Below are 19,022 nucleotides of genomic sequence, written 5' to 3' on the forward strand. Positions count from 1 at the left end.
CATTAGCCTTACCCAAAAGTAAGTGTCGACTCTCAGCATCAACGTCTTTGAATGATGCTTAGATGCAGGATATTAGCGTCTTGTAGCACCGCGGGGAAGTTATTTCTGCGATTTTATAATCTAACTTATTTTCGCTCTTTACTAATTGCTCACCGTGATATCTACGCTCATTGGTCTACTCATTTAACAACACAATGACGTGACCTAATTGCAGAATTTTATCGATGGTGCCCGCCATTCGCACTCGAGCAGCCTAGACCTGCCCCCGCTCCGTCAGGTACGCATCCAGCGCCGGGTTCCCGATCTCCTTCGCCAGCCACGGCACGGCCTGCGCCGCGGCTTCATCCCCGAGCACTGCCCGGTGGGACTGCGCCCGCACCGTGAACTCCCGCATCCCGCTCCGGCTTGCCAGCTCGGCTAGCCGCTCCACGAACTCGGCAGCCCGCGGCGACTTCATGGCGATGGCCACCTCCGCCGCCGTGTCCAGCAGCCGGGCCGAATACCAGAGGTACCACGGCTTGGGTTCCAGCCCCCGCTCTATCCAGTGTTCGGCCGCTGCGAGATCGCCGTGAGTCAGGAACAGCCGCGCTTCGGCGCCTGCGGCCAGCGCCATGTAGCAGTGGTCGCCGGCCAGCTCGGCCATCACCCAGGAGCGGTCGATCATGGCTGCGGCTTCCTCCAGCTTTCCGGCAGCCAGGTAGGTCTCGCCGCGGATCCCGTCCACGAACGGCTCGAACGCCGTCCAGTGCTCCTCGGCGATCCAGACCAGTGCGCGGTCCAGGGAAGCTGCCGCCTGGTCCAGCTCGCCGCGGAGCAGGTGGACGCGGCCGAGCAGCGCCTCGCTGAACGCCTGCTGCCGGCGGTTCCGGATCGCTTTGGCCAACCGGCCGGACTCGGCCAGCGCCGTCACGGCATCCCCGTACCGCGCCGTATCCGAGGCCAGCATGCCCTGAATAGCCAGGATTCTCGCCTGCTCGTCGGGGAATCCCTGAGCCGCGGCCATCGCCCGGTCCAGCCATCCGGCCGCGCGGTCCGGGACCCCGCGCTGCACGGACAAGTACCCCAGCTCCCGGTACGCTGCAGCGGCAGTCCGGGAGGCGCCGTCGGGCCCTTCCGCCTGCAGCGCCCGGTGCAGGAAGTCCGCCACCTCGGCACCGCGGCCGCCCGCCTGGTGGATCAGGGCGCCGGACAGTGTCACGAGGGACTCGGAGATCAAGTGGGCGTCGCCGGTGCGCTGGGCCAGGACCACCGCGAGCCGCAGCTGGTCCAGCCCCCGGTCCACGGCGCCGGCCCAGAGCGACGCGCCCCCGGCGTCGAGATAGGACCGCACCGTCGCCACGGTGGCCGGCATCCCGGGGTCCGTTTCCGGAGCGGCAGCGGACAAAGCCCGGCGGACTTCAGCCGGCAGCGGCAGCCCGAGCTCCTCGCGGTAGAGGTTTCCGCATTTGGTGACGTGCTCGCGGGCCCGTCGGTGCTCGCCGAGGGCAACGAAGGCTTTGACGAGCACGGCGTTGCAGTCCGCGTGGAACGGATCCCGGCGCAGCGCCAGTGCGGCCAGATCGGCAGCCTCGCCGGGACTGCCTGACGCCAGGGCGGCCAGCGCGGCTTCGTAGAGCAGTGACTGGACCACGTTGTCCAGGCGGTAACGCTGGTCCGCCAGCCACGAATCAAAGACGGGCGAATCGGCGAAAGACAGCCCCTCCAGCAACTGGCCGGTGAAGCGCCGAGGGTCAACGCCCTGGCCGCCGGCCGGGTCCACCACTTCCAAGGCATCGCAGCGCCACGGCGGCTGAAGCATCAGCCGCAGCGGATCACCGGCCACCGTCACGCCGTCGAGCGTCCGGCGCAGTTCGGACAGGTTCCAGCGCAGGGCGCCGAGGGGATCCTCGGCATCAGGGAAAAGCAGCGACGCCGTGCGCGAGCGGCCGGTCCCGTCGGCCTGCAGCGCGAGGTAGGCCAGCACCGCCCAGGCCTTGCGGCCCCTGGGCTGCGGGGGAGTCGCGTCAGGTGACTCGATCCGCGGCGGACCGAGGAGCCGGATCCAATTCTCGGCCATACGGCTCATGGTACGCCGGGCGTCCTCCGGCGTCTGCGGGCTTCACACGCTTGCTCACACGCCGCCCGGACACACTGAAATCACCCCATCCGCACACACTCACAAGAGGTGCAACACCATGGAACTGCTCGGCATCCTGCTACTCGGACTCTGGGTTCTCAGCGTCACCGTCCGCGCCCTCCTGACCGACGGCCGCGGCCACACGCCCCACGTCCGGTCCACGGCGCCGTGGACGGCAGGCAACCTTCCCAGCGCTCCGTACGTTTAGCCGGGATCTAGCCTGTTTCGACAGGCTCAACAGCCAAGGAAAGTACGACGGCGGGAGGCCGGCAATCGCTGCCGGCCTCCCGCCGTCGTGCGCTGCTTCGTTCCCGGCGCTCAGCCGGCCTTGTAGTCAAAAAGAAGCTTCGCCGGGATGGGACCTTCCAGCATTTCGGAGGTGATGCCGTGAACTTCCTGGAGTTTCTCCTTGAACCACACATCGTAGGGATCGGTTGAAGTGGCGAGCGCATGGAAGGCCTCGTTGAGATCTTCCGCTTCCTGGAACAAGGAGGCAAAGTCACCCTGCGGCGTCTGCATGTGGCTGACAACTTCCCGGGTCACTCCCATCCGCTCGCGGGAGCGCCCGTATTCCTCCTTGCCCGGGCCGGTAATCTCCTCGATGAGCGACTTCCAGTCGTCCAGTTTCCCGGGCAGAATCGGCGCGAACCAGGTGATGCTTTCCATGACAGGTCCTTCCACGCAGTTGCTCCAGCATTGTTGTGGCGCGGTGTCCAACGGCAGCCGTGCACCTGCATGATAGTCCTGCGGAAAGACGCGGTACAGGGCCTCGGGCAAGTGCTCCGGCTGGGGCCGCCAGCCAGCGAAATCAGCCCTCGAGCTCCAGGACCAGCTCCACGTCCACGTCATCCCCGTCGCGGATGCCGGCCGCAGTTCTGATGGCCTTCTTGACCGGCAACAGGTAGGAACCGCTCTTGCTGTCCGGGAAGATCGACGTGGACCAGCTGTTTCCGGCGATGGAAGCAGTGACTTTCACTGAGCCGAACCCCTTGCGGAAGGGCGCGGCCTCGTCCCCGATCTCGTCCGCCAGGTCCTGCGGCAGCGTGATGAAGTGCCACCGGCTTCCTCCGGATAGTGCCACAGCTCGCCGCGGAACGAATACGTCGTTGTCACGCTTTGAGTATGGCACCCGGAGGAGTTTCGGCAGGCTCAACCACCGGCATGCCCAACCACCGGCGCAGGCTCAACCACCGGCCGCCGCCGGGACGCCGGCCAGCCGAGGCCCGCCAGCGAAACAGCAAGGACCGACGCCAGGACCAGCGCCGACGAGGGCGCCGCGACGGCCCACGGCGCCCGCTCAACGTAGTTGATGCCCTCGGCCAGCACCAGCCCCCACTCGGGGGCCGGAGGCCGCGGGCCCAGTCCCAGGAAGCCCAGGGCAGCCAGGGCCAGGGCGACGCCGGGAACACGCAGCATGGCATGCCTGAATACCGGGGCCAGCACGCTGGGCAGGACGTAACGCCACAGGACCCGGATCCTGCCCACCCCCAGCATGGGCAGGATCCGGACGTACGGGCGCGCCCTGGCCTCCTGCACCAGGGCTGCTGTGTGCGCAGCCAGTGGAGCCCAGCTGGCAACGGTCACCGCCATGGCTGCACCGTGCGCGGACGGCCCGGTGATCACGGCAATGATGAGGCCGGCAAGGATCGGCGGCGCCGCATTGGCAACCTCCACCGGACCCGTTGCGGCCAACGGGAACAGCCCGATCACCAGGCCGATGGCCAGGCAAGCGACGGCCACCAGCAGCGCCGTTCCCAGTGTGGCCACCGCCCCGTGGCCAACGCGGGCCAGCAGGTCACGGCCGCTGGCGTCAGCACCGAACGGCAACAGTAGGCTCGGCGCGGCCAGCCGCGCATGCCCGGACGTGAACGGATCACGGACCAGGCCCGCCACCACGATGACCGCCAGCAACCCGGCGGCGGCCAGCGGCACCGCAGCGTCCCGCCGTCGTGATGCCCGCCGAATCCCGGGAACCGGAACGGTTCCCGAGCGGAGGGCCGGGCCCAGCAGCAAACGGCGGGCCGCGCTGCCAGCTGCACCGACCGCCACTGCAAGGCCCAGCAGCGCCAGGACCCCCGACTGGAGCGCCGGGATGTCCTGCGCGCTCGCAGCACCGAGCACGGCCCTGCCCAGCCCGGGAATCGCAAATACCTCTTCCACCGCCACGGCCCCGCCCGTCAGCCCCACCAGCACCAGGGCGATCTGGCCCGTGACGGACGGCAGGGCGCGCCGGAACACCGCCGCTGCCACGTGGCCTCCGCCGGCACCCGCCATGGTCCACGTGGCCACCCATTTCTCGGCGAAGGCCTCGCTGACCGCGTCGGAGAGCAACCGTCCGATCAACGCGCCCGCCGGCAAGCCCATTGACAGGGCGGGCAGGACGGCGGAGTGGGCGCCGTCCCAGCCGTATGGCGGGAACCAGCCGAGCCACACCGCGCCGGTCACCAGCAGCATCGCGGCGAGCAGGAACTCAGGCACGGCAGTCAGGGCGGCCGCCGCCATCCCGGATCCGCGCGCCGGAACACCCCGGAGGCCCCGGATGACGTCCGGCACGCAAACGCACGCGGCAGTCAGCGCGGCCGCGGCCACGGCAAACCCCATCAGTGTGAGGGAAACCGCCAGGCCCGAGAGCATGCCGGGACCCACCGGCGTGTTGGTGACCCACGAGTTGCCCAGATCGCCTTGGATCGCCCCGCCGGCCCACGCCAGGAAGGTGTGCAGCGGCCCGCGGTCCAGTCCAAGTTCGGCCCGGATCATCGCCAGGGCCTCCGGCGTCGCCTCCCGGTCCGCGTACCGTGCGCGGAGGATGGTGTACTCAGGGCTCTGCCCGGAAAGCCACGGCAGCATGCCGATCAGCACCACGACGGCGCCGAAGGCCACTGTGCGCGACACGGCGGGTTTCCAGAAAGCGGGGGACAGCATCAGCCGGAGATCTCCGTCCGGCCGGTGATCAGGGCGCGTTCGCGCGGATCGCGTTCCACGCCGCGGACCCGTGCCGATTCGCCCTGGATGACCCGTTCGTGCAGCAGCGGAACGGCAACGTCGCTGGCCAGGATCAGCGCTTCGGCAATGCCGATCGCCGCCCGGCGTTCGGGGCCGGCCGGGATCGCGGCGGCCCGGACCAGCGCCGAGTCCACCGCCGGGTCGCAGAACTGCGCGATGTTAAAAGATCCCTTGCAGGAGAAATCGCTGACCATGTACGCCACGGGGTCGCCCGAGTCCAGCACGGTGGCGCGGGAGAGGATGAAGGCATCGAACTTTCCGGCCAGGGCGTCTGATTCGATGTGGGCGTATTCGCGGACGTCCTGTTCCACGGTGAACCCCGCCGCTTCCAGCTGCTGTTCAAGCTGGACGGCCACCTCGGGCAGCTCGGCCCGGTCGGTGAAGGTCCCCAGCGAGATACGGACGCCATTGACGGGCGCCGGCTTGCGGCGGCCTGCCAGGACCTCGCTGTGGGACGGGTTCTTGCGCTCATCGGCCGCCCAGGGCAGGGCCGGCCCCAGCAGTCCTTCGGCCACGTTGGCGCGGCCCTCGTAGACTCGCTCCACAATCGCCGCCCGGTCAATCGCCTCGCGGGCGGCAGCCCGGACGCCCGGATCGGCGAACGGCCCGGTGGTGCTGTTGAGGTACAGCGTATTGGTCCGGGGCATGGGAACCTCATGGACCAGTTCCGGGCCGATCTGGGCCACCTGGCCCACGGGGATTGCTTCGACGAGGTCCGCAGCCCCCGTCCGGAGGGCAGCCGCGCGGGCGGTGCCGTCGGGGACGAACTGGACGTCCACGCCGCTGCTCGCCGCTTTTTCGCCCCAGTACCCGTCGAAGCGGTTGAGCGTGGCGGAGCTGGTGCCGTTCACCTCCGCGAGCGTGTAGGGTCCCGTGCCGGCGTTGATCGGGTTGACCACGCCGCCCGGCTTGTACGCCGACGCCGCAAGGATGGACAGCTGCGGACTGGAGAGCCGCTGCGGGACCAGGGGGTCGTCGGCTTCAGTGGTGACCACGACGGCATTGGCCCCGTCAGCGCGGACGGTCAGCTGGACGCCGTCGAGAATCCGCGGTTTCGGGCTGGCCTGGGCGGCCGCCGTCAGGGACGCCGCCACCTGGGCGGCGGTCAGGGCAGTGCCGTCGTGGAACGACACCCCCTGCCGCAGTTCGAAGCGCCAGTTCCTGCCGTCCAGCTGCTTCCACCCGGTCGACAGCGACGGCTGCGCATCGCCCAGGCTGTCCAGGACCACGAGGGTTTCCGCGGTGTTCCAGCGGGAGAGCTTGAAAGCGTCGTCGCTTAGCGGTGTCAGGCCCGAGCGGGGCGGCTGGAGCATGGCCACCCTGATGCGCTCGCCGGCACCGGTGGTTGACGGATCCGTGGCGCCGCTGGCGGCGAAACAGCCGCTCAGGCTGGCCGAGAGGGCCGTGGCGCAGAGAACGGACAGGAGTCTTGTGGCGCGTGGACGCGGCATGGCGTGTTTTTCCTTCTGGTTTGTCGGGTGGAGCAGATGAGGTGGGCTAGGCGCGCGGGGCGGCATCCGCCGTCGGGCCGGCTGGCAGGCAGCGGCGGATCCCTGCCGCTGCGGCAGCTGCAAGGAGCGCCGTGAACAGCCAGGGTGCGGAGGCCGACGGCGACGGTTGGAGGGCCGATTCGTACAGCGGTCCCAGGGCGATGTTGCCGATGAGGGCCATCACCCCGCCGCAACCGGCGAGGAGTCCGTAGAAGGCGCCCGTCGGGCGGTCGCCCGCGAACTCCAGGACCAGCGCCATGGCGGTGGGCCCCACGACCATGTGGCCGAGGCACAGTGCAGTGACGAGCACGACGGCGGGAATCGCCTCGAGTCCGTCCGCCGGCGGGGAGACGGCCAGGACGGCGACGGCGGCGAAGCCGGCCCCCTGGATGGCGAAGCCCGCTGAGAATGCCGACTTCGGGGACACGCGGCCCGTGAGCTTCGCGACGGGCCACTGCAGGCAGACGGTGAGGATCGACGCGAAGGCGAAGAGGGCGCCGAGCGGACCGGCCCCCAGGCCGCTGCGTTCCAGCTCAAGGGGCAGGCCGAAGTAGAGCTGGTTGTGGGCCAGCAGGTTGACGCTGTAGAAGGCTGCAAACCCGATGAAGCGCTTGTCCTTCACGCTTTGCCAGGGGTGCGGACGGTCCACCGGCCCCTGAAGTGCCAGCGGCTCCTGCGTGGCCGGGACCTGGCGCCAGAACACCCACGCCATCACGGTGAAAATGCCTGCACCGAGGTAGAGGGCGGCATCGAAGCCGATCCCCAGCAGGAGCACGCCCGCCAGTGGACCGGCCACCGCGCCGATCTCGCCGAAGATCACCAGCGAGGCAAAGAGCGTGGGCCTGTTGCCGGCGCCTGCTTCGCGGCGTGCTTCCGCTTGCCCCAGCAGGCTCTCCAGCGCCGGGGAGAAGAGCGCTCCGCCGATGCCCGTGACGATGGCGCCCAGGAGGAACAGCGGGAAGTCGGCCGCCGCAGCGAGGAGCAGGTACCCGGTGACGCGGACCAGGCAGCCGGTGACCATGGCACAGCGCGGTCCCCACCCGTCCGCAATCGCTCCGCCGGCCAGGAACATCCCCTGCTGGGCGAACGTGCGGGCACCCAGCACGATTCCCACCGCCGTCGTGCCCATGGCGAAGTCCTCACGCATGGCGACCGCCAGGAAGGGGATCACGGAGTAGAAGCCAATGTTGAAGATGAGCTGGCTGGACAGGAGGAGCCGCGGACTAACGGTCCGGGCAGCGGCGGGTGCGGTGGCGGTGGTCATGCGGTTTCCAGCGTCCGGACCGGTCCCGGGATGGATTCGATGAGTTCACGCGTGCAGGGATGCTGCGGCGCGGAAAACAGCTCCCGGGTGGGGCCCTGCTCCACGATCCGTCCCGCCGCGAGCACCACGGTGCGGGAGCAGAGGCCGGCGACGGCGGAGAGGTCGTGGGACACGAACAGGAGACCCAGCCCGTCCCGGTGGACCAGCTCCCGGAGGAGCGACAGGGCCGAGTTCCGCAGGGGAAGGTCGAGGCCGCTGACGGGCTCGTCGGCGAGCAGGATCTGCGGAGCGGGCACCAGGGCCCGGGCGATGGCCACGCGCTGGTTCTGGCCGCCGGAAAGTTCGGCGGGCCTGCGCCGGAGCAGTGAGTCGTCCAGGCCGACCCTTTCCAAGGCCGTCCGGATCATGACGGCATGGTGCCCGTCCACGCAGAGCTGCCTGAGCGGTTCGGTCAGCAGATCCTCCACGTTCATCCGCGGATCCAGGCTTCCCGCGGGGTTCTGCGGCACGTATTGCACCAGCCGGCGGTACCAGCGCAGGCTGGACGCGGAGCCGGGACGTACAGGGCAGCCGGCTATTTCCACGGTGCCGTTACCGGGTTTTTCCAGTGCCAGCAAGGTGCGCAGCAGGGTGGATTTTCCCGCTCCGGAGCTGCCCACGAGCCCGATGCTGCTGCCTGACGGCACGGCCAGGGAGACGTCATTCAGGGCCGGCCGGACCCGCCGTCGTGCGCCGAGGCCTCGCTGGCCGGGGCCCAGGTGGCCGCGGTAGCTGTGCGAGAGGTTGCGGGCGATCAGGACCACGCCGTGGTCGATGCTCATGCCGTCAGTCCCGGTTCGGCAGAGGGAAGGACGGCGCGGGCAGCTTCAACGAGCCGGGCCGTATAGGGATGCGCGGGCCGCGAGAGAAGGGTGTCCAAAGGGCCTTGTTCGACGATGCGGCCGGCGCACAGGACCAGCGCCCGGCTGCACAGGACCTGCGCCACAGCGAGGTCGTGGGTGATGAACAGGGTGGCGTGGCCCTGGGCGGAGGGCTGCGCCAGGACATCCAGGACCTTGGCCTGGTTCACCATGTCCAAGGCAGTGGTGGGCTCGTCGGCAACAAGGACGCGGGGGCAGCAGGCCAAGGCCAGGGCAATGCAGACCCGTTGCAGCTCCCCTCCGGACAACTCGCCGCTGTAGCCGGCCAGGACCCGGACAGGGTCCGCGATGCCCACTGCCGCGAGCAGGCCTGCGGCGAGTTCGCGTGCCGCCGACGCCGGGTGTCCCTCCCGGCGCAGCGGAATCGCCAACTGCTTCCCCAACGGCACCAAGGGGTTGAGGGCGGTCGTCGGGTCCTGGTGCACCGCGGCGATTCCTCTCGCCGCGCGCACTGCGGATCCGACCCCCTTCCGCATCAGGGGCAGGGCCCTGCCATCCAGCTGCAGTTCGCCCGAGGCGTCCATCGTGGCGGGAAGCGCTCCGAGCACGGCGGCGGCGGTCAGCGATTTTCCGGAGCCGGAGGCACCCAGCAGGGCAACCTTCTCGCCCGGGGCGAGGTCAAAGGTGAGCCCGTCAACCAAGGGGCGGCCGTGGAGGGCGACTGTCAGGCCCCGGACCGTGAGAGCGGGAGTCATGTGCCAACTTTCAGGGGAACGGGCTAGGGGAATGGGCTTGATGCTATCAATAATCATTCGCAATTAAGCAATCGCATCCCGTTGTTGCAGGCTGCCGCCCCGATGCAAGCCTCAACCGCCGGCATCCCGACAGCCGCGATCAACGGCCCATTAACACCCCCGCCACCCCCGGTTCATGCACTCCGGAAACCATTAGCAACATGACTGCTTTCACTCGCCGAAATGTCCTCAAAGGTGCGCTGGCCGCTGCCGGTGCTGCCGCCGTCGTACCCGCCGCTGCAGCTACCGCCCACGCCACCAGCCCGGCCGGCGTCGCGCTGGTCCGCAACCGCCTCACCCTTCCGTCCGGCATCGCCACCGGCGATGTCACCGCCGATTCCGGCGTGCTGTGGTCCCGCGCGTCGGGACCCGGCCGGCTGGTGGCCAACCTGCTCGCCGTGGACGAGGACGGCGCCCCGCTCAGCGGCGGCCGCGCGTTCCAGCGTGTGCTGCGGGGAAGCGCCGCCAGCGAAGCCACCGACTTCACCTCCCGGATCAACGCCGAGCACCTCCCGTCCGGCACCCGGTTCGCGCTCACCCTGCACTTCGAGGACGCCGACGGCAACGCGGGCGAAACCGCGCAGGGCTCCTTCAGCACTGCGCCCGGCACCGGACTCATCAGCAGCGGCCGCGCGCCTCGCAAACAGAGCTTCGTCTGGACCGGCGACACCGCCGGCCAGGGCTGGGGCATCAACGAGGAGATCGGCGGCATGCGCGGCTACGCTGCCATGCACGCCACCAAACCCGACTTCTTCATCCACTCCGGCGACACCGTCTACGCCGACGGTCCCATCGCCGCGCAGGTCACCGAGCGGGACGGGCAGATCTGGCGCAACCTGGTCACCGAGGAAGTGTCCAAGGTGGCCGAAACCCTCAACGAATACCGCGGCCGGCACCGCTACAACCTCATGGACCGGAATGTCCGCGCCATGTATGCCGAGGTCCCGGTGATCGCCCAGTGGGACGACCACGAAACCACCAACAACTGGTACCCGGGGGAGATCCTCACCGACGCCCGCTACACCGAACGCCGTGTGGACGTGCTCGCCGCCCGCGGCCGCCAGGCCTGGCAGGAATATCAGCCAATCTCCGGCCTCAGCACCCGCATCGGCGACGGCAGCACCGGCTTCGAACCCGCCCGCATCTACCGCAAAATCTCCCGCGGACCCCAGCTGGACATCTTCTGCCTGGACATGCGCACGTTCAAGGACCTCAACACCGACGGCAAGGAAACGAGCCTCACCCACATCCTGGGCCAGGAGCAAACCGACTGGCTCATCCGCGAAGTCAGCAAGTCCAAGGCCACCTGGAAGGTCATCTCCGCCGACCTCCCGCTCGGCCTGATCGTCCCCGACGGCCCCGTCAACCAGGAATCCCTCGCCAACCGCGACCCCGGCGCCCCCTTGGGCAAGGAACTCGAGATCGCCGGCGTGCTCTCCGCATTGAAGCGCAACCGGGTTAAAAACGTGGTGTGGCTCACCGCCGACGTCCACTACTGCGCCGCCCACCACTACTCACCCGAGCGCGCAGGCTTCACCGACTTCGACCCCTTCTGGGAATTCGTGGCCGGCCCCATCAACGCCGGCAGCTTCGGTCCCGGGGAACTGGACGGCACGTTCGGGCCCGAAGTCGCCTTTTACAAGACGGGCGCCTACCCCAACCAGTCCCCGCGCACGGGCGAGAACCAGTTCTTCGGCCACGTGGACCTGAACGAGGACGACGTCTTCACCGTCAGCCTCCGCAACGCCAACGGCACCGTGCTCTGGAGCAAGGAGCTGCAGCCGGTGCGGTAGCGGCGCTCAGCCCTCGATGTCCACGGAGCGGCGCTCGGCGTCGCTGAGCCGGGCGGCGTCCAGGACCTCGAGCGTGTGGACAGCTTCGGCGCCGGGGACCGGCTCGGGTCCCTTGCCGGCGACGGCCAGCGCGAACTGCTCGTAGTACCGGTGGTACGCGCCCTGCTCGGACGGCACGCGCGTGGCGCCGGCCGCCGTCGTGAGTGTTCCCCAGCGTGACTCTTCCTCGTAGCCCCAGCCGGCGGGGTCCTCCGCCGGGCGCCGGCCCGCAATCGCGGCGTTGGCCTGCACGTCGGCCTGCTGCGAGACGTAGCTTCCCTCGGAGCCGAGCAGGCGCAGTTCCCGCGCGACCAGCCGGTTGCTCTTGGTGGCGGAGACGTGCGACTTCACCCCGCTCCGGTGCGCAATCGTCACGAAGAAGCCGGAGTCGGTGCGGCCGGCGTCGAGGTTAACCCAGTCGAGGGTGGCGTACACGCTGGCCGCGGGGCCGAACAGCCACAGTGCCTGGTCCACCAGGTGGCTGCCGAGGTCGCGCAGCAGTCCGCCCGCCGGCCCGGCCTCGAGGGTGTCCGGCTGGTCCAGGTCGAAGCGGGACTCAAAGCGCGCCACCTGACCCACCGCGCCGGACTCCAGCACCGAGCGCAGCGTGCGGATGTCCGTGTCCCACCGGCGGTTATGGAAGACATTGAGGATGACGCCGGCGTCGGCAGCAGCCTTCACCAGCTCGCGGCCCACCTCCGCATTCGGGGCGAAGGGCTTGTCCGCCACCACGTGGACGCCGGCCTTGATGGCTTCCAGGACGAGCTCGCGGCGCGTCTCCGGCGGCGTGGTGATGACCACCGCATCCACACCGGCTGCCAGCAGGTCGGTGAGGGAATCGTAGAGCGGGACGTCCGGGTATTCGTCCGCTGCCTCCGCGCGGCGGACGGGGGAGCGGGTGACAATGCCTGCGAGTTCCACCCCGTCCGCGGCCGTGATGAACGGTGCGTGGAAGACCCGGCCGCCAAAGCCGAATCCAACAAGTCCAAGTTTCACAAGATCTCCTTCGTCCCCGTGAGGGTGTTCATTCATACGTACCTAAGTTTGTCCTTATGTTAGAACAAACTGCGTGAATATGGGAGGGGTGTGGTCTCCCTGCCAGGCGCGGTTCCGTACCGGCGGGTAGAAACCGTGCTAGCACGGAAGTGGGGGAGGGGTGCCCGGAGTCACCATGGATACATCGGAACGCGCGGGAATCCCGGCGGATCCGGAGCCTCAATCCGAAGGCTCAATCCACCGCCCGGAGTCGCCGGGCAACGCACCCCACCCACACCGCATCATGTCCCCTCAGGAGCACTTCCATGTCCCACACATCAAGCACCAAGAAGCCGCACACCGTCCGCCGCAAGGTGGCCCTGTTGACCGCCATCGGGCTCGGGGCGGTGGCGGCGCCGTTCGCGCTGGCCGCCCCGGCGCAGGCGGCCGGAACCAGCTACGCCTGCTCGGTGACCCCGCTGTCCCCGGTGTTCGCCGGCCACAACTCGTCGGGCCAGAAACTGGTGGACTACCGGATCCGGGTGTACTGCAACACCGACCGCTACATCAACATCACGCAGGAGCGGTGGGAGGAAGACGACTGGCCCAACGGTGACGACCACCTGGGCACCTCGTACTTCAGCCGTCACCTGAACCAGTACAGCGGAGCCGTGACCATTTCCAACGTCCGAACCCTGGTGGACGGCGAGATCGGGAACGAGGAGGTCTACCAGAAGGTCCGCTTCCAGGAAGGCAGCAACGGCGTCTGGTCGCCGTACACCGGCTGGTACCACAGCGGCGTCACTTCAATGACGAACTGACGCCCATCACCGAGGGGGGCGGGTCCTGGCGGGCCCGCCCCTGGAACGCCCAAGGCCCGGTTCCCCCAACCGGGCCTTGGGTTGTTTAACCTGAGCAGTCCACCGTGATGCAAGCGCTTGCAAAATGAACGCAAGGATGTCTAGCATGGACAGCATGTTGGTTAGTGTTGAAGCGGTTGCGGAGCAAGCAGGTGTTTCGGTTTCCACGGTATCCCGAGCGCTGCGTTCAATTCCCGGCGTTTCGGCAGCCACACGCAAGCGCGTGCAGGATGCCGCCGATGCGTTAGGCTACGCGGCATCCCCTGCCGCCTCCCGCCTTGCAACGGGGAGGACCATGACCGTAGGCATCGTGGTGCCGGTGCTAGCCAAGTGGTTTTTCGGAAAAGTCATCGGTGAGGCAACGCAAAGGCTCCGGCAAGCCGGATTCGATGTGCTCCTTTATGAGCTGGCCACGGCCGAACAGCGGCAGAGGTTCTTTGGCAGCGTCCATCTGCACGGTCGCACGGACGGGGTGATCATCATGGCCCTGCAGCCGAGCCGGGAGGAACTGGAATCGCTCGCTTCGCAGGGCCAGAGGGTCGCTTTGCTCGGAGCCGAGTCACCGGGTGTCGGATCCGTGAACGTGGACAACCGTGGGGCCGGGCGGGCTGCTGTGAGGCACTTGTTGAATCTCGGTCACCAGCGGGTAGCGTTCATCGGTATCCGCGCTGAGGACGGCAGTAACTTGGGCGGCGTGCCGCCTCTTCAACGGCTCATGGGCTACCGGGATGCCCTGGGCGAGGCCGGGCTGGCCGGGGGCGACCTCCTTGAAGAATTCGATGAAAACAGCGTCGCGGGTGGCGCGGCTGCCATGTCCCGGCTGCTCGTCGCGGAACATGCGCCCACCGCGGCATTCGTAGCATCCGACGAGATGGCCTTCGGTGTCCTCAAGGTTCTCCGCCAGGCAGGCTTGGACGTTCCCCGGGACTTCTCCGTGCTGGGCTTTGACAACCACGAACTGTGCGACGTGGTGGGCCTGACCACCATGGACCACGCGGTGGCCGAACAGGGCCGGGACGTCGCCGGGATCCTCCTGGACGCCTTGGACGCCTTGGACGCCTTGGACGGCAGCGTGCCCAGGGCCCTTAGCCGGCCCGCCAGGCTTGTTGTCCGCGAGAGTACCGCACCACCCCGTGCCCTGCGCACCACACCTGTTGGCCCGGACTCCCGGGATTCTGCCGGTCACTCCGGTCACCTCTGAAAGGAAACTTCATGCAATACCGCAAACTCGGCAACAGCGGCATGTACGTAAGTGCCATTGCCCTGGGAAACTGGGCCACCCACGGCGAAACCGTGGACCAGGACGTTGCCACCGCATGCGTGCAAAAGGCCCTGGACCTGGGCATCACCACCTTCGACACGGCTGATGCCTACGCGGGGACTAAAGCTGAAACGATGCTCGGCGAAGCCCTCAAAGGCGTCCGCCGGGAGGGCATCGAGGTGATGACCAAGGCGTTCTTCCCCACTGGCCCCGGCATGAACGACCGCGGGCTGTCCCGCAAGCACGTGATGGAATCCATCAACGGGTCCCTGCGCCGTCTCCAGATGGACTATGTGGATGTCTACCAGGCGCACCGCTACGACTACGAAACCCCGCTGGAAGAAACGATGGGCGCCTTCGCGGACATCGTGCGGGCCGGCAAAGCCCACTATATTGGCGTATCCGAATGGAAAGTAAAGGAAATCCGCGCCGGTGCCGCGCTGGCAGCCGAGCTGGGTATCCAGCTCGTTTCAAGCCAGCCGCAATACAACATGCTGTGGCGCGTCATCGAAGCGGAAGTAGTGCCGGCCTGCGAAGAGCTCGGGATCACCCAGGTGTGCTGGTCACCGCTGGCCCAGGGTGTGCTTAGTGGAAAGTACGACGGCGGCCGGGCCGTGCCGTCATCGTCCCGCTTCAGTGATGGTGACGGGACGCTGAAGACTGAGCACAGGTTCATGAAGCCGGAGGTCCTGGAGGCCGTCGATAAGCTTCAGCCTATCGCCGCCGGTCTGGACGTCCCCCTGGCAACCCTGGCCGTGGCCTGGGTCCTGGCAAACCCCAACGTCTCCGCGGCGATCGTCGGCGCCAGCCGGCCCGAACAGCTCGTAGACACGGTCAACGCTGCCGAGTTGGTCCTTGATAGCGAGACGCTCGAACTGATCGACGGCGCCTTGGGTGACGTCGTGGAGCGCGATCCTGCCAAGGTGGAGTCCTTCCCCCAGCGGGTCTAGTGGCGCTGCAGCGAAAATCATTCCCTCGGCCGGGACCGTCCGTGCCGCCGTCGGACTCTTTCGCCCCGGGCCCGCCCCCACGGCACCCCAAAGTGCGGGACACTGGAAGTCACACCACTCACGAAGGCGGACCACACTTTGATCGCTCTCCAGCAGGACGCCGACGGCTTCATCCGGATGAACCGGCACTTCCCGGAAAGCGTCCGGATCGCCATCACCTTTGCCGACGGCACCACGGAGGAGCTCTCCGGCGGCAGGCTCAACAAAGCCTACGACGACGCCCTGGCCGAATTCCGCGCGCAGAACCACCTGGATGCGAAGGGGTTCTCGCGGTCGCCGAAGAAAACCGTCGCCGGCAACAAAATCGACTTTGTGCCGGTTCATCCTGGCATGGGTGACTGACCGTGACGGAGCCCGCCAGCCGGCTCGATCCGCTGTTCTATCCGTGGGATCCGCCCGCAGCCTCGGGCCTCATGGACGGTAGCGGTTTCCAGCCTCTTGAACTGGCCGGCCTGGACGAAGCGCTCGCGGCAGCCAGCGCGGCACCGCTGGAGTCCCGCTCCCTGGTGGTCTCCATCGGCTCGAATGCCAGCACCCACGTGATGCGGGGAAAGTTCGCCGCCTACCACCAGCCCGTCAGCCCGGTCCTGCCGCTGCTCCGCGGACAGCTCAGCAACATCGCCGTCGGCCACTCCGCGCACGTGAGCAGGGCCGGCTACATCGCCGCCGCCCCGTATCCCCGGCCGGGGGAGCGCACCGCGGTGTGGGTTTCGTGGCTGGATGAGCTCCAACTGCTGGCCCTGGACCACACGGAGCCAAACTACCGGCGGATAGAGCTCGACGGCGGCGCCTGCCCGCTTGCGCTCGAAGGAGCCGTCCAGGACGCCGAGCGTCCGGGTGACTTTTCGCTGTTCACCTCCCGCTGGGGCGTGCTGACAGACGGCGACGGCGGGAAGCTCCCCTTTGTGGACCAGCCTGCACTCTTCGAGCTGCTCGCCGAGAGCGGCACCGGTGAGTACCTGGAGGAGGGAAAGTCGGTGTTCGACGGGCCGCCGGAACTCGTGGCCGAGCAACTCGCGCTGCCGTCGGTCCAGGCGTGGGCCACGGAATGGTTCAGCTCGGCCGGACTGGCCGCTCCGGCGGACTTCGACGGGCTTCGCGCGGAGTAGCTTCCGGCAGCGTAAGCCGGCCGTCCGGCGTCGTACGTCATTTTTCCGCTGGTACAGCGACGGAGAACGAGTTTGTCGCTTGGGTCTGCAACAATGCTGGAGGTGTCCGGGCGGCTCAGCGTCCGGCACTGTCATCTTTTCTGGCGGGAGCGGCCGGCACCGTGGGCGGCTCGGGGTACTGCGTCATGATGCGGGCCGACGTTCAGGGACCCGGGGACAGGATATTGAGGCCGGCGTCCACAGCGGCCGCAAGCAGTTCAGCGTCATAGGCAACCAGGACGTCGGCCTGGAGCCGGATTGCCGCCGCCAGGTGAATGGCATCTGCGCTGCGCAGCCGTCCGGGCAGCGCGGCCGCGTACATGAGGTCCGAGCGGGCCACGTCCAGCAGATTGATTGCCCCCAATACGGAATTGACGAGCTCGCCCTGGAGTCGGCGCCGGTGCGCCGCGCAGTGAAGCTCTGTGTAGAGGAGCATGGAAGCCACAAGCTGGTCGCCCCGGCCGGCGGCCGTGGAGAGATACTCTGCCGCGGAGGAGGACTCTTTCTCCTCGATCACCAGCTTTAGGACTGCCGACGTGTCCACGTAGATGATCAACGATCCCCGCGAAGGTCGGCCAGGATTTCCGCCGTGCTGTTCGTTGAAGCTACACGTGACAGGGCTTGAAAATCGACGACGGCGGTGGAAGCCGGCTTGACTTGGCCCGCCAAAAGGAGCCGCTCGAAGGGGGAGGCCGACGGCGGGATCAGGGTGGCTGCGATCTCCCCGTTATTCGTCACGTCAATAATTTCCCCGTTTTTCACGCGCTCCAGGATCTTGCTGCTCTGGTTGCGCAGTTCGCGGTGCGGGATTGTTGTCATATGAGCCTCCGTAGCAATCGTAGCAATGGCTTGTCGGCGGAGGAAGGGCCCGGCGGCGGTGATTTCGTAACTCGTGCCAGAGCTCGCATGTCCGTCTGGAACGATCGCTTCTATGCAGAACGTCCCTGCCTTTGACCTGCGCATCAGCATCGCGGACACCGAGCCCGAGATTTGGCGGCGGCTCATCCTCCCGGAAACAATCACCGTGCCGCAGTTCCACGAGGCCGTCCAGTGCGCCTTCGGGTGGCAGAACCGCCACCTGTACGGCATCCGGTGCCGCGACCGTCACGGCGAACCGCGCGTGATTGTTGGCCCGGACGAAGCGGCTGGCGACGTTGACGCGGAGTCGGCCTCCGGCGTCGTGCTCTTTGAACTGTTGGATGCGCAGGAGACAGGACCGGCCCTATTCGAGTACGAATACGACTTTGGCGACTCCTGGACGCACACAGTGGAGCTTGTAGGGTCCGGGCTGTGCCCGGAGGGGACCATGACGTGTGCGGAGGGAGCCAACCGCGGTCCCGTGGAGGACTCCGGTGGCCCAGACGGTTACCGGCGTCTCGCGGAAGTTCTCGCGAATCAGAAACACCCGGAGTTTTATGAGGCCGCCACCTGGTATTCGGAGATTACCGGTCATAGCGCCGGGGCGTTCGACGTCGGAGCCTTCGACGTCGACGCCGTCAACCGGAAGCTCGGCAGGCTCAGCCTGCAGCTATGGCCGCTGCCCGTCACCCCGGCCGAGCGGGACGCGGTTCTCCGGCCCATCATGTGGTTCCTGGAAAACTCGGCAGGGAAGGGGATGGAGCTGACGAAGGACGGCTACCTGAAGCCGGCGATGGTCCGGCGAACGCTGGATGAGCTTGGCTGGTACGACGAAATCATGGGCAAGGGCAACCGCGAACTCAACGCCCACGACGTCCTCAACCTCCGACAGCACCTGCTGGACTGGAAGCTGCTGCGCAAGCGGGACGGCAGAATGGTGCTGGGGCCGATGGGAAAGATCGGGCTGGAGAATCGGGACGCCCTCTGGGACTACATGGTGAAGACGACCGGAGCACCGAAGCACCAGGCTGTGAAGCTTATGACCCGGCTTGCGGCGCACTGGCGGGTCCAGGGGTTTGCGCCGGCCTATTCGGTCCGCGACCAGATCATCATCAGCGCACTCGAGGCTTCCGGCTTCGCGACGCGATCCGGGGACCTCATCCCTGAAGAGTGGGTGTGGGAAATCGACCGGACGGTGCGCCAGTCCCTGGACTGCCTCCAGTTGACGATCCCCGGCCGGCGCTTCCTGCTCGCCGAGCAGGACCTGAGCGACGGCGGCCTGAAGTTCCTTCTCCAGGTACAGGCGCTGCTGGGGGACAGATAGCCGGGTGTGACCCACCCCATAAAAGTCCGACGCCGGCCGTCTGGCCGTGTGGGGCGGCTGGCTTGGCCAAATTCACCGCCGTTCCGGGGTTTTTGGGCTTTTCTTTGGTGTGTGGGGGTGGATTTGTGTGTGGTGCTGTGGGCGTGTAAAGTAATTCGAGTCGCCGCCGCTGATGCGGAAAGATTGCGACCGACCCCCTTCTGAATGGCCTGAAAAACGGCGCTTTT

At 67.6% G+C, this 19,022-nt stretch carries 19 protein-coding genes and 1 pseudogene; 9 read left to right on the plus strand and 11 right to left on the minus strand.

Features of this window, described 5'->3' with window-relative positions:
- Positions 1 to 253: 253 nt before the first annotated feature.
- Complete coding sequence (locus RW112_RS18830) at positions 254 to 2,056, minus strand: SARP family transcriptional regulator (RefSeq protein ID WP_317783213.1); 1,803 nt, start codon at positions 2,054 to 2,056, stop codon at positions 254 to 256.
- A 118-nt stretch (positions 2,057 to 2,174) separates the two neighbouring features.
- Between RW112_RS18830 and RW112_RS18835 the strand changes: the two genes are divergently transcribed.
- The gene (locus RW112_RS18835) at positions 2,175 to 2,324 is read left to right on the plus strand and encodes a hypothetical protein (RefSeq protein WP_317783214.1); all 150 of its coding nucleotides are present in this window, start codon (positions 2,175 to 2,177) and stop codon (positions 2,322 to 2,324) included.
- Between the two features lie 110 nt (positions 2,325 to 2,434).
- On the opposite strand, the gene RW112_RS18840 is transcribed toward RW112_RS18835, so the two are convergent.
- The 7 genes from RW112_RS18840 to RW112_RS18870 all read right to left on the minus strand — a co-directional run bounded on the left by RW112_RS18840 (position 2,435) and on the right by RW112_RS18870 (position 9,488).
- The gene (locus RW112_RS18840; protein WP_317783215.1) at positions 2,435 to 2,782 is read right to left on the minus strand and encodes a hypothetical protein; all 348 of its coding nucleotides are present in this window, start codon (positions 2,780 to 2,782) and stop codon (positions 2,435 to 2,437) included.
- A gap of 142 nt (positions 2,783 to 2,924) precedes the next feature.
- A complete protein-coding gene (locus RW112_RS18845; RefSeq protein ID WP_317783216.1) occupies positions 2,925 to 3,245 on the minus strand; it encodes a DUF1905 domain-containing protein in 321 nt (106 codons plus the stop codon).
- A gap of 20 nt (positions 3,246 to 3,265) precedes the next feature.
- Positions 3,266 to 5,008, minus strand: coding sequence for an ABC transporter permease subunit (locus tag RW112_RS18850; protein ID WP_317783217.1), 1,743 nt, complete (start codon positions 5,006 to 5,008; stop codon positions 3,266 to 3,268).
- A 29-nt stretch (positions 5,009 to 5,037) separates the two neighbouring features.
- On the minus strand, positions 5,038 to 6,570 hold the full coding sequence (locus tag RW112_RS18855; protein WP_317783218.1) for an ABC transporter substrate-binding protein: 1,533 nt from the start codon (positions 6,568 to 6,570) through the stop codon (positions 5,038 to 5,040).
- Between the two features lie 46 nt (positions 6,571 to 6,616).
- Positions 6,617 to 7,873 (minus strand): MFS transporter, encoded by a 1,257-nt coding sequence (locus RW112_RS18860; RefSeq protein ID WP_317783219.1) that lies wholly within the window; start codon positions 7,871 to 7,873, stop codon positions 6,617 to 6,619.
- Entirely contained in the window at positions 7,870 to 8,694 is an 825-nt protein-coding gene (locus RW112_RS18865) for an ABC transporter ATP-binding protein (protein ID WP_317783220.1), read from the minus strand. Before RW112_RS18865 ends, RW112_RS18860 begins: the two co-directional genes overlap by 4 nt.
- Entirely contained in the window at positions 8,691 to 9,488 is a 798-nt protein-coding gene (locus tag RW112_RS18870; RefSeq protein WP_317783221.1) for an ABC transporter ATP-binding protein, read from the minus strand. Before RW112_RS18870 ends, RW112_RS18865 begins: the two co-directional genes overlap by 4 nt.
- A 200-nt stretch (positions 9,489 to 9,688) precedes the next feature.
- On the opposite strand from RW112_RS18870, the gene RW112_RS18875 reads away from it, so the two are divergent.
- Complete coding sequence (locus RW112_RS18875; protein WP_317783222.1) at positions 9,689 to 11,320, plus strand: alkaline phosphatase D family protein; 1,632 nt, start codon at positions 9,689 to 9,691, stop codon at positions 11,318 to 11,320.
- A gap of 6 nt (positions 11,321 to 11,326) precedes the next feature.
- Here RW112_RS18875 and RW112_RS18880 read toward each other — a convergent pair whose 3' ends face one another.
- Positions 11,327 to 12,355 carry a Gfo/Idh/MocA family oxidoreductase gene (locus tag RW112_RS18880; protein ID WP_317783223.1) on the minus strand — a complete coding sequence of 343 codons (1,029 nt, stop codon included), beginning with the start codon at positions 12,353 to 12,355 and terminating at the stop codon, positions 11,327 to 11,329.
- Between the two features lie 305 nt (positions 12,356 to 12,660).
- Here RW112_RS18880 and RW112_RS18885 point away from each other — a divergent pair, with 305 nt between their 5' ends.
- The 6 genes and pseudogenes from RW112_RS18885 (at position 12,661) to RW112_RS18905 (ending at position 16,574) form a co-directional block, all read left to right on the plus strand.
- The gene (locus tag RW112_RS18885) at positions 12,661 to 13,155 is read left to right on the plus strand and encodes a hypothetical protein (protein ID WP_317783224.1); all 495 of its coding nucleotides are present in this window, start codon (positions 12,661 to 12,663) and stop codon (positions 13,153 to 13,155) included.
- Between the two features lie 154 nt (positions 13,156 to 13,309).
- Positions 13,310 to 13,438: pseudogene (locus RW112_RS20895) on the plus strand (LacI family DNA-binding transcriptional regulator); the annotation flags it as partial.
- Positions 13,439 to 13,489: 51 nt separating this feature from the next.
- Positions 13,490 to 14,395, plus strand: a complete 906-nt coding sequence (locus tag RW112_RS18890) for a substrate-binding domain-containing protein (protein WP_317783225.1) — start codon at positions 13,490 to 13,492, stop codon at positions 14,393 to 14,395.
- An 11-nt stretch (positions 14,396 to 14,406) separates the two neighbouring features.
- Positions 14,407 to 15,405 (plus strand): aldo/keto reductase family protein, encoded by a 999-nt coding sequence (locus RW112_RS18895; RefSeq protein ID WP_317783226.1) that lies wholly within the window; start codon positions 14,407 to 14,409, stop codon positions 15,403 to 15,405.
- 138 nt (positions 15,406 to 15,543) lie between these two features.
- On the plus strand, positions 15,544 to 15,807 hold the full coding sequence (locus RW112_RS18900) for a hypothetical protein (RefSeq protein ID WP_317783227.1): 264 nt from the start codon (positions 15,544 to 15,546) through the stop codon (positions 15,805 to 15,807).
- Positions 15,808 to 15,809: 2 nt separating this feature from the next.
- Complete coding sequence (locus RW112_RS18905; protein ID WP_317783228.1) at positions 15,810 to 16,574, plus strand: hypothetical protein; 765 nt, start codon at positions 15,810 to 15,812, stop codon at positions 16,572 to 16,574.
- A gap of 202 nt (positions 16,575 to 16,776) precedes the next feature.
- Here the strand turns inward: RW112_RS18905 and RW112_RS18910 are convergent, their stop codons facing one another.
- Together RW112_RS18910 and RW112_RS18915 are read right to left on the minus strand one after the other, a co-directional pair.
- Positions 16,777 to 17,157 (minus strand): type II toxin-antitoxin system VapC family toxin, encoded by a 381-nt coding sequence (locus RW112_RS18910; RefSeq protein ID WP_317783229.1) that lies wholly within the window; start codon positions 17,155 to 17,157, stop codon positions 16,777 to 16,779.
- An 8-nt stretch (positions 17,158 to 17,165) separates the two neighbouring features.
- The gene (locus RW112_RS18915; protein ID WP_317783230.1) at positions 17,166 to 17,432 is read right to left on the minus strand and encodes a type II toxin-antitoxin system prevent-host-death family antitoxin; all 267 of its coding nucleotides are present in this window, start codon (positions 17,430 to 17,432) and stop codon (positions 17,166 to 17,168) included.
- A 112-nt stretch (positions 17,433 to 17,544) separates the two neighbouring features.
- On the opposite strand from RW112_RS18915, the gene RW112_RS18920 reads away from it, so the two are divergent.
- A complete protein-coding gene (locus RW112_RS18920) occupies positions 17,545 to 18,795 on the plus strand; it encodes a plasmid pRiA4b ORF-3 family protein (protein ID WP_317783231.1) in 1,251 nt (416 codons plus the stop codon).
- The last annotated feature ends 227 nt before the right edge of the window (positions 18,796 to 19,022 follow it).

The organism is Arthrobacter sp. B10-11, assembly GCF_033142195.1.
Classification (GTDB): domain Bacteria; phylum Actinomycetota; class Actinomycetes; order Actinomycetales; family Micrococcaceae; genus Arthrobacter; species Arthrobacter oryzae_C.

Coding starts and splice junctions, on each gene's coding strand:
- RW112_RS18830 (WP_317783213.1), bottom strand. CDS start 2,056: ATGGCCGAGAATTGGATCCGGCTCCTCGGTCCGCCGCGGATCGAGTCA.
- RW112_RS18835 (WP_317783214.1), top strand. CDS start 2,175: ATGGAACTGCTCGGCATCCTGCTACTCGGACTCTGGGTTCTCAGCGTC.
- RW112_RS18840 (WP_317783215.1), bottom strand. CDS start 2,782: ATGGAAAGCATCACCTGGTTCGCGCCGATTCTGCCCGGGAAACTGGAC.
- RW112_RS18855 (WP_317783218.1), bottom strand. CDS start 6,570: ATGCCGCGTCCACGCGCCACAAGACTCCTGTCCGTTCTCTGCGCCACG.
- RW112_RS18860 (WP_317783219.1), bottom strand. CDS start 7,873: ATGACCACCGCCACCGCACCCGCCGCTGCCCGGACCGTTAGTCCGCGG.
- RW112_RS18865 (WP_317783220.1), bottom strand. CDS start 8,694: ATGAGCATCGACCACGGCGTGGTCCTGATCGCCCGCAACCTCTCGCAC.
- RW112_RS18870 (WP_317783221.1), bottom strand. CDS start 9,488: ATGACTCCCGCTCTCACGGTCCGGGGCCTGACAGTCGCCCTCCACGGC.
- RW112_RS18875 (WP_317783222.1), top strand. CDS start 9,689: ATGACTGCTTTCACTCGCCGAAATGTCCTCAAAGGTGCGCTGGCCGCT.
- RW112_RS18885 (WP_317783224.1), top strand. CDS start 12,661: ATGTCCCACACATCAAGCACCAAGAAGCCGCACACCGTCCGCCGCAAG.
- RW112_RS18890 (WP_317783225.1), top strand. CDS start 13,490: ATGACCGTAGGCATCGTGGTGCCGGTGCTAGCCAAGTGGTTTTTCGGA.
- RW112_RS18895 (WP_317783226.1), top strand. CDS start 14,407: ATGCAATACCGCAAACTCGGCAACAGCGGCATGTACGTAAGTGCCATT.
- RW112_RS18915 (WP_317783230.1), bottom strand. CDS start 17,432: ATGACAACAATCCCGCACCGCGAACTGCGCAACCAGAGCAGCAAGATC.
- RW112_RS18920 (WP_317783231.1), top strand. CDS start 17,545: ATGCAGAACGTCCCTGCCTTTGACCTGCGCATCAGCATCGCGGACACC.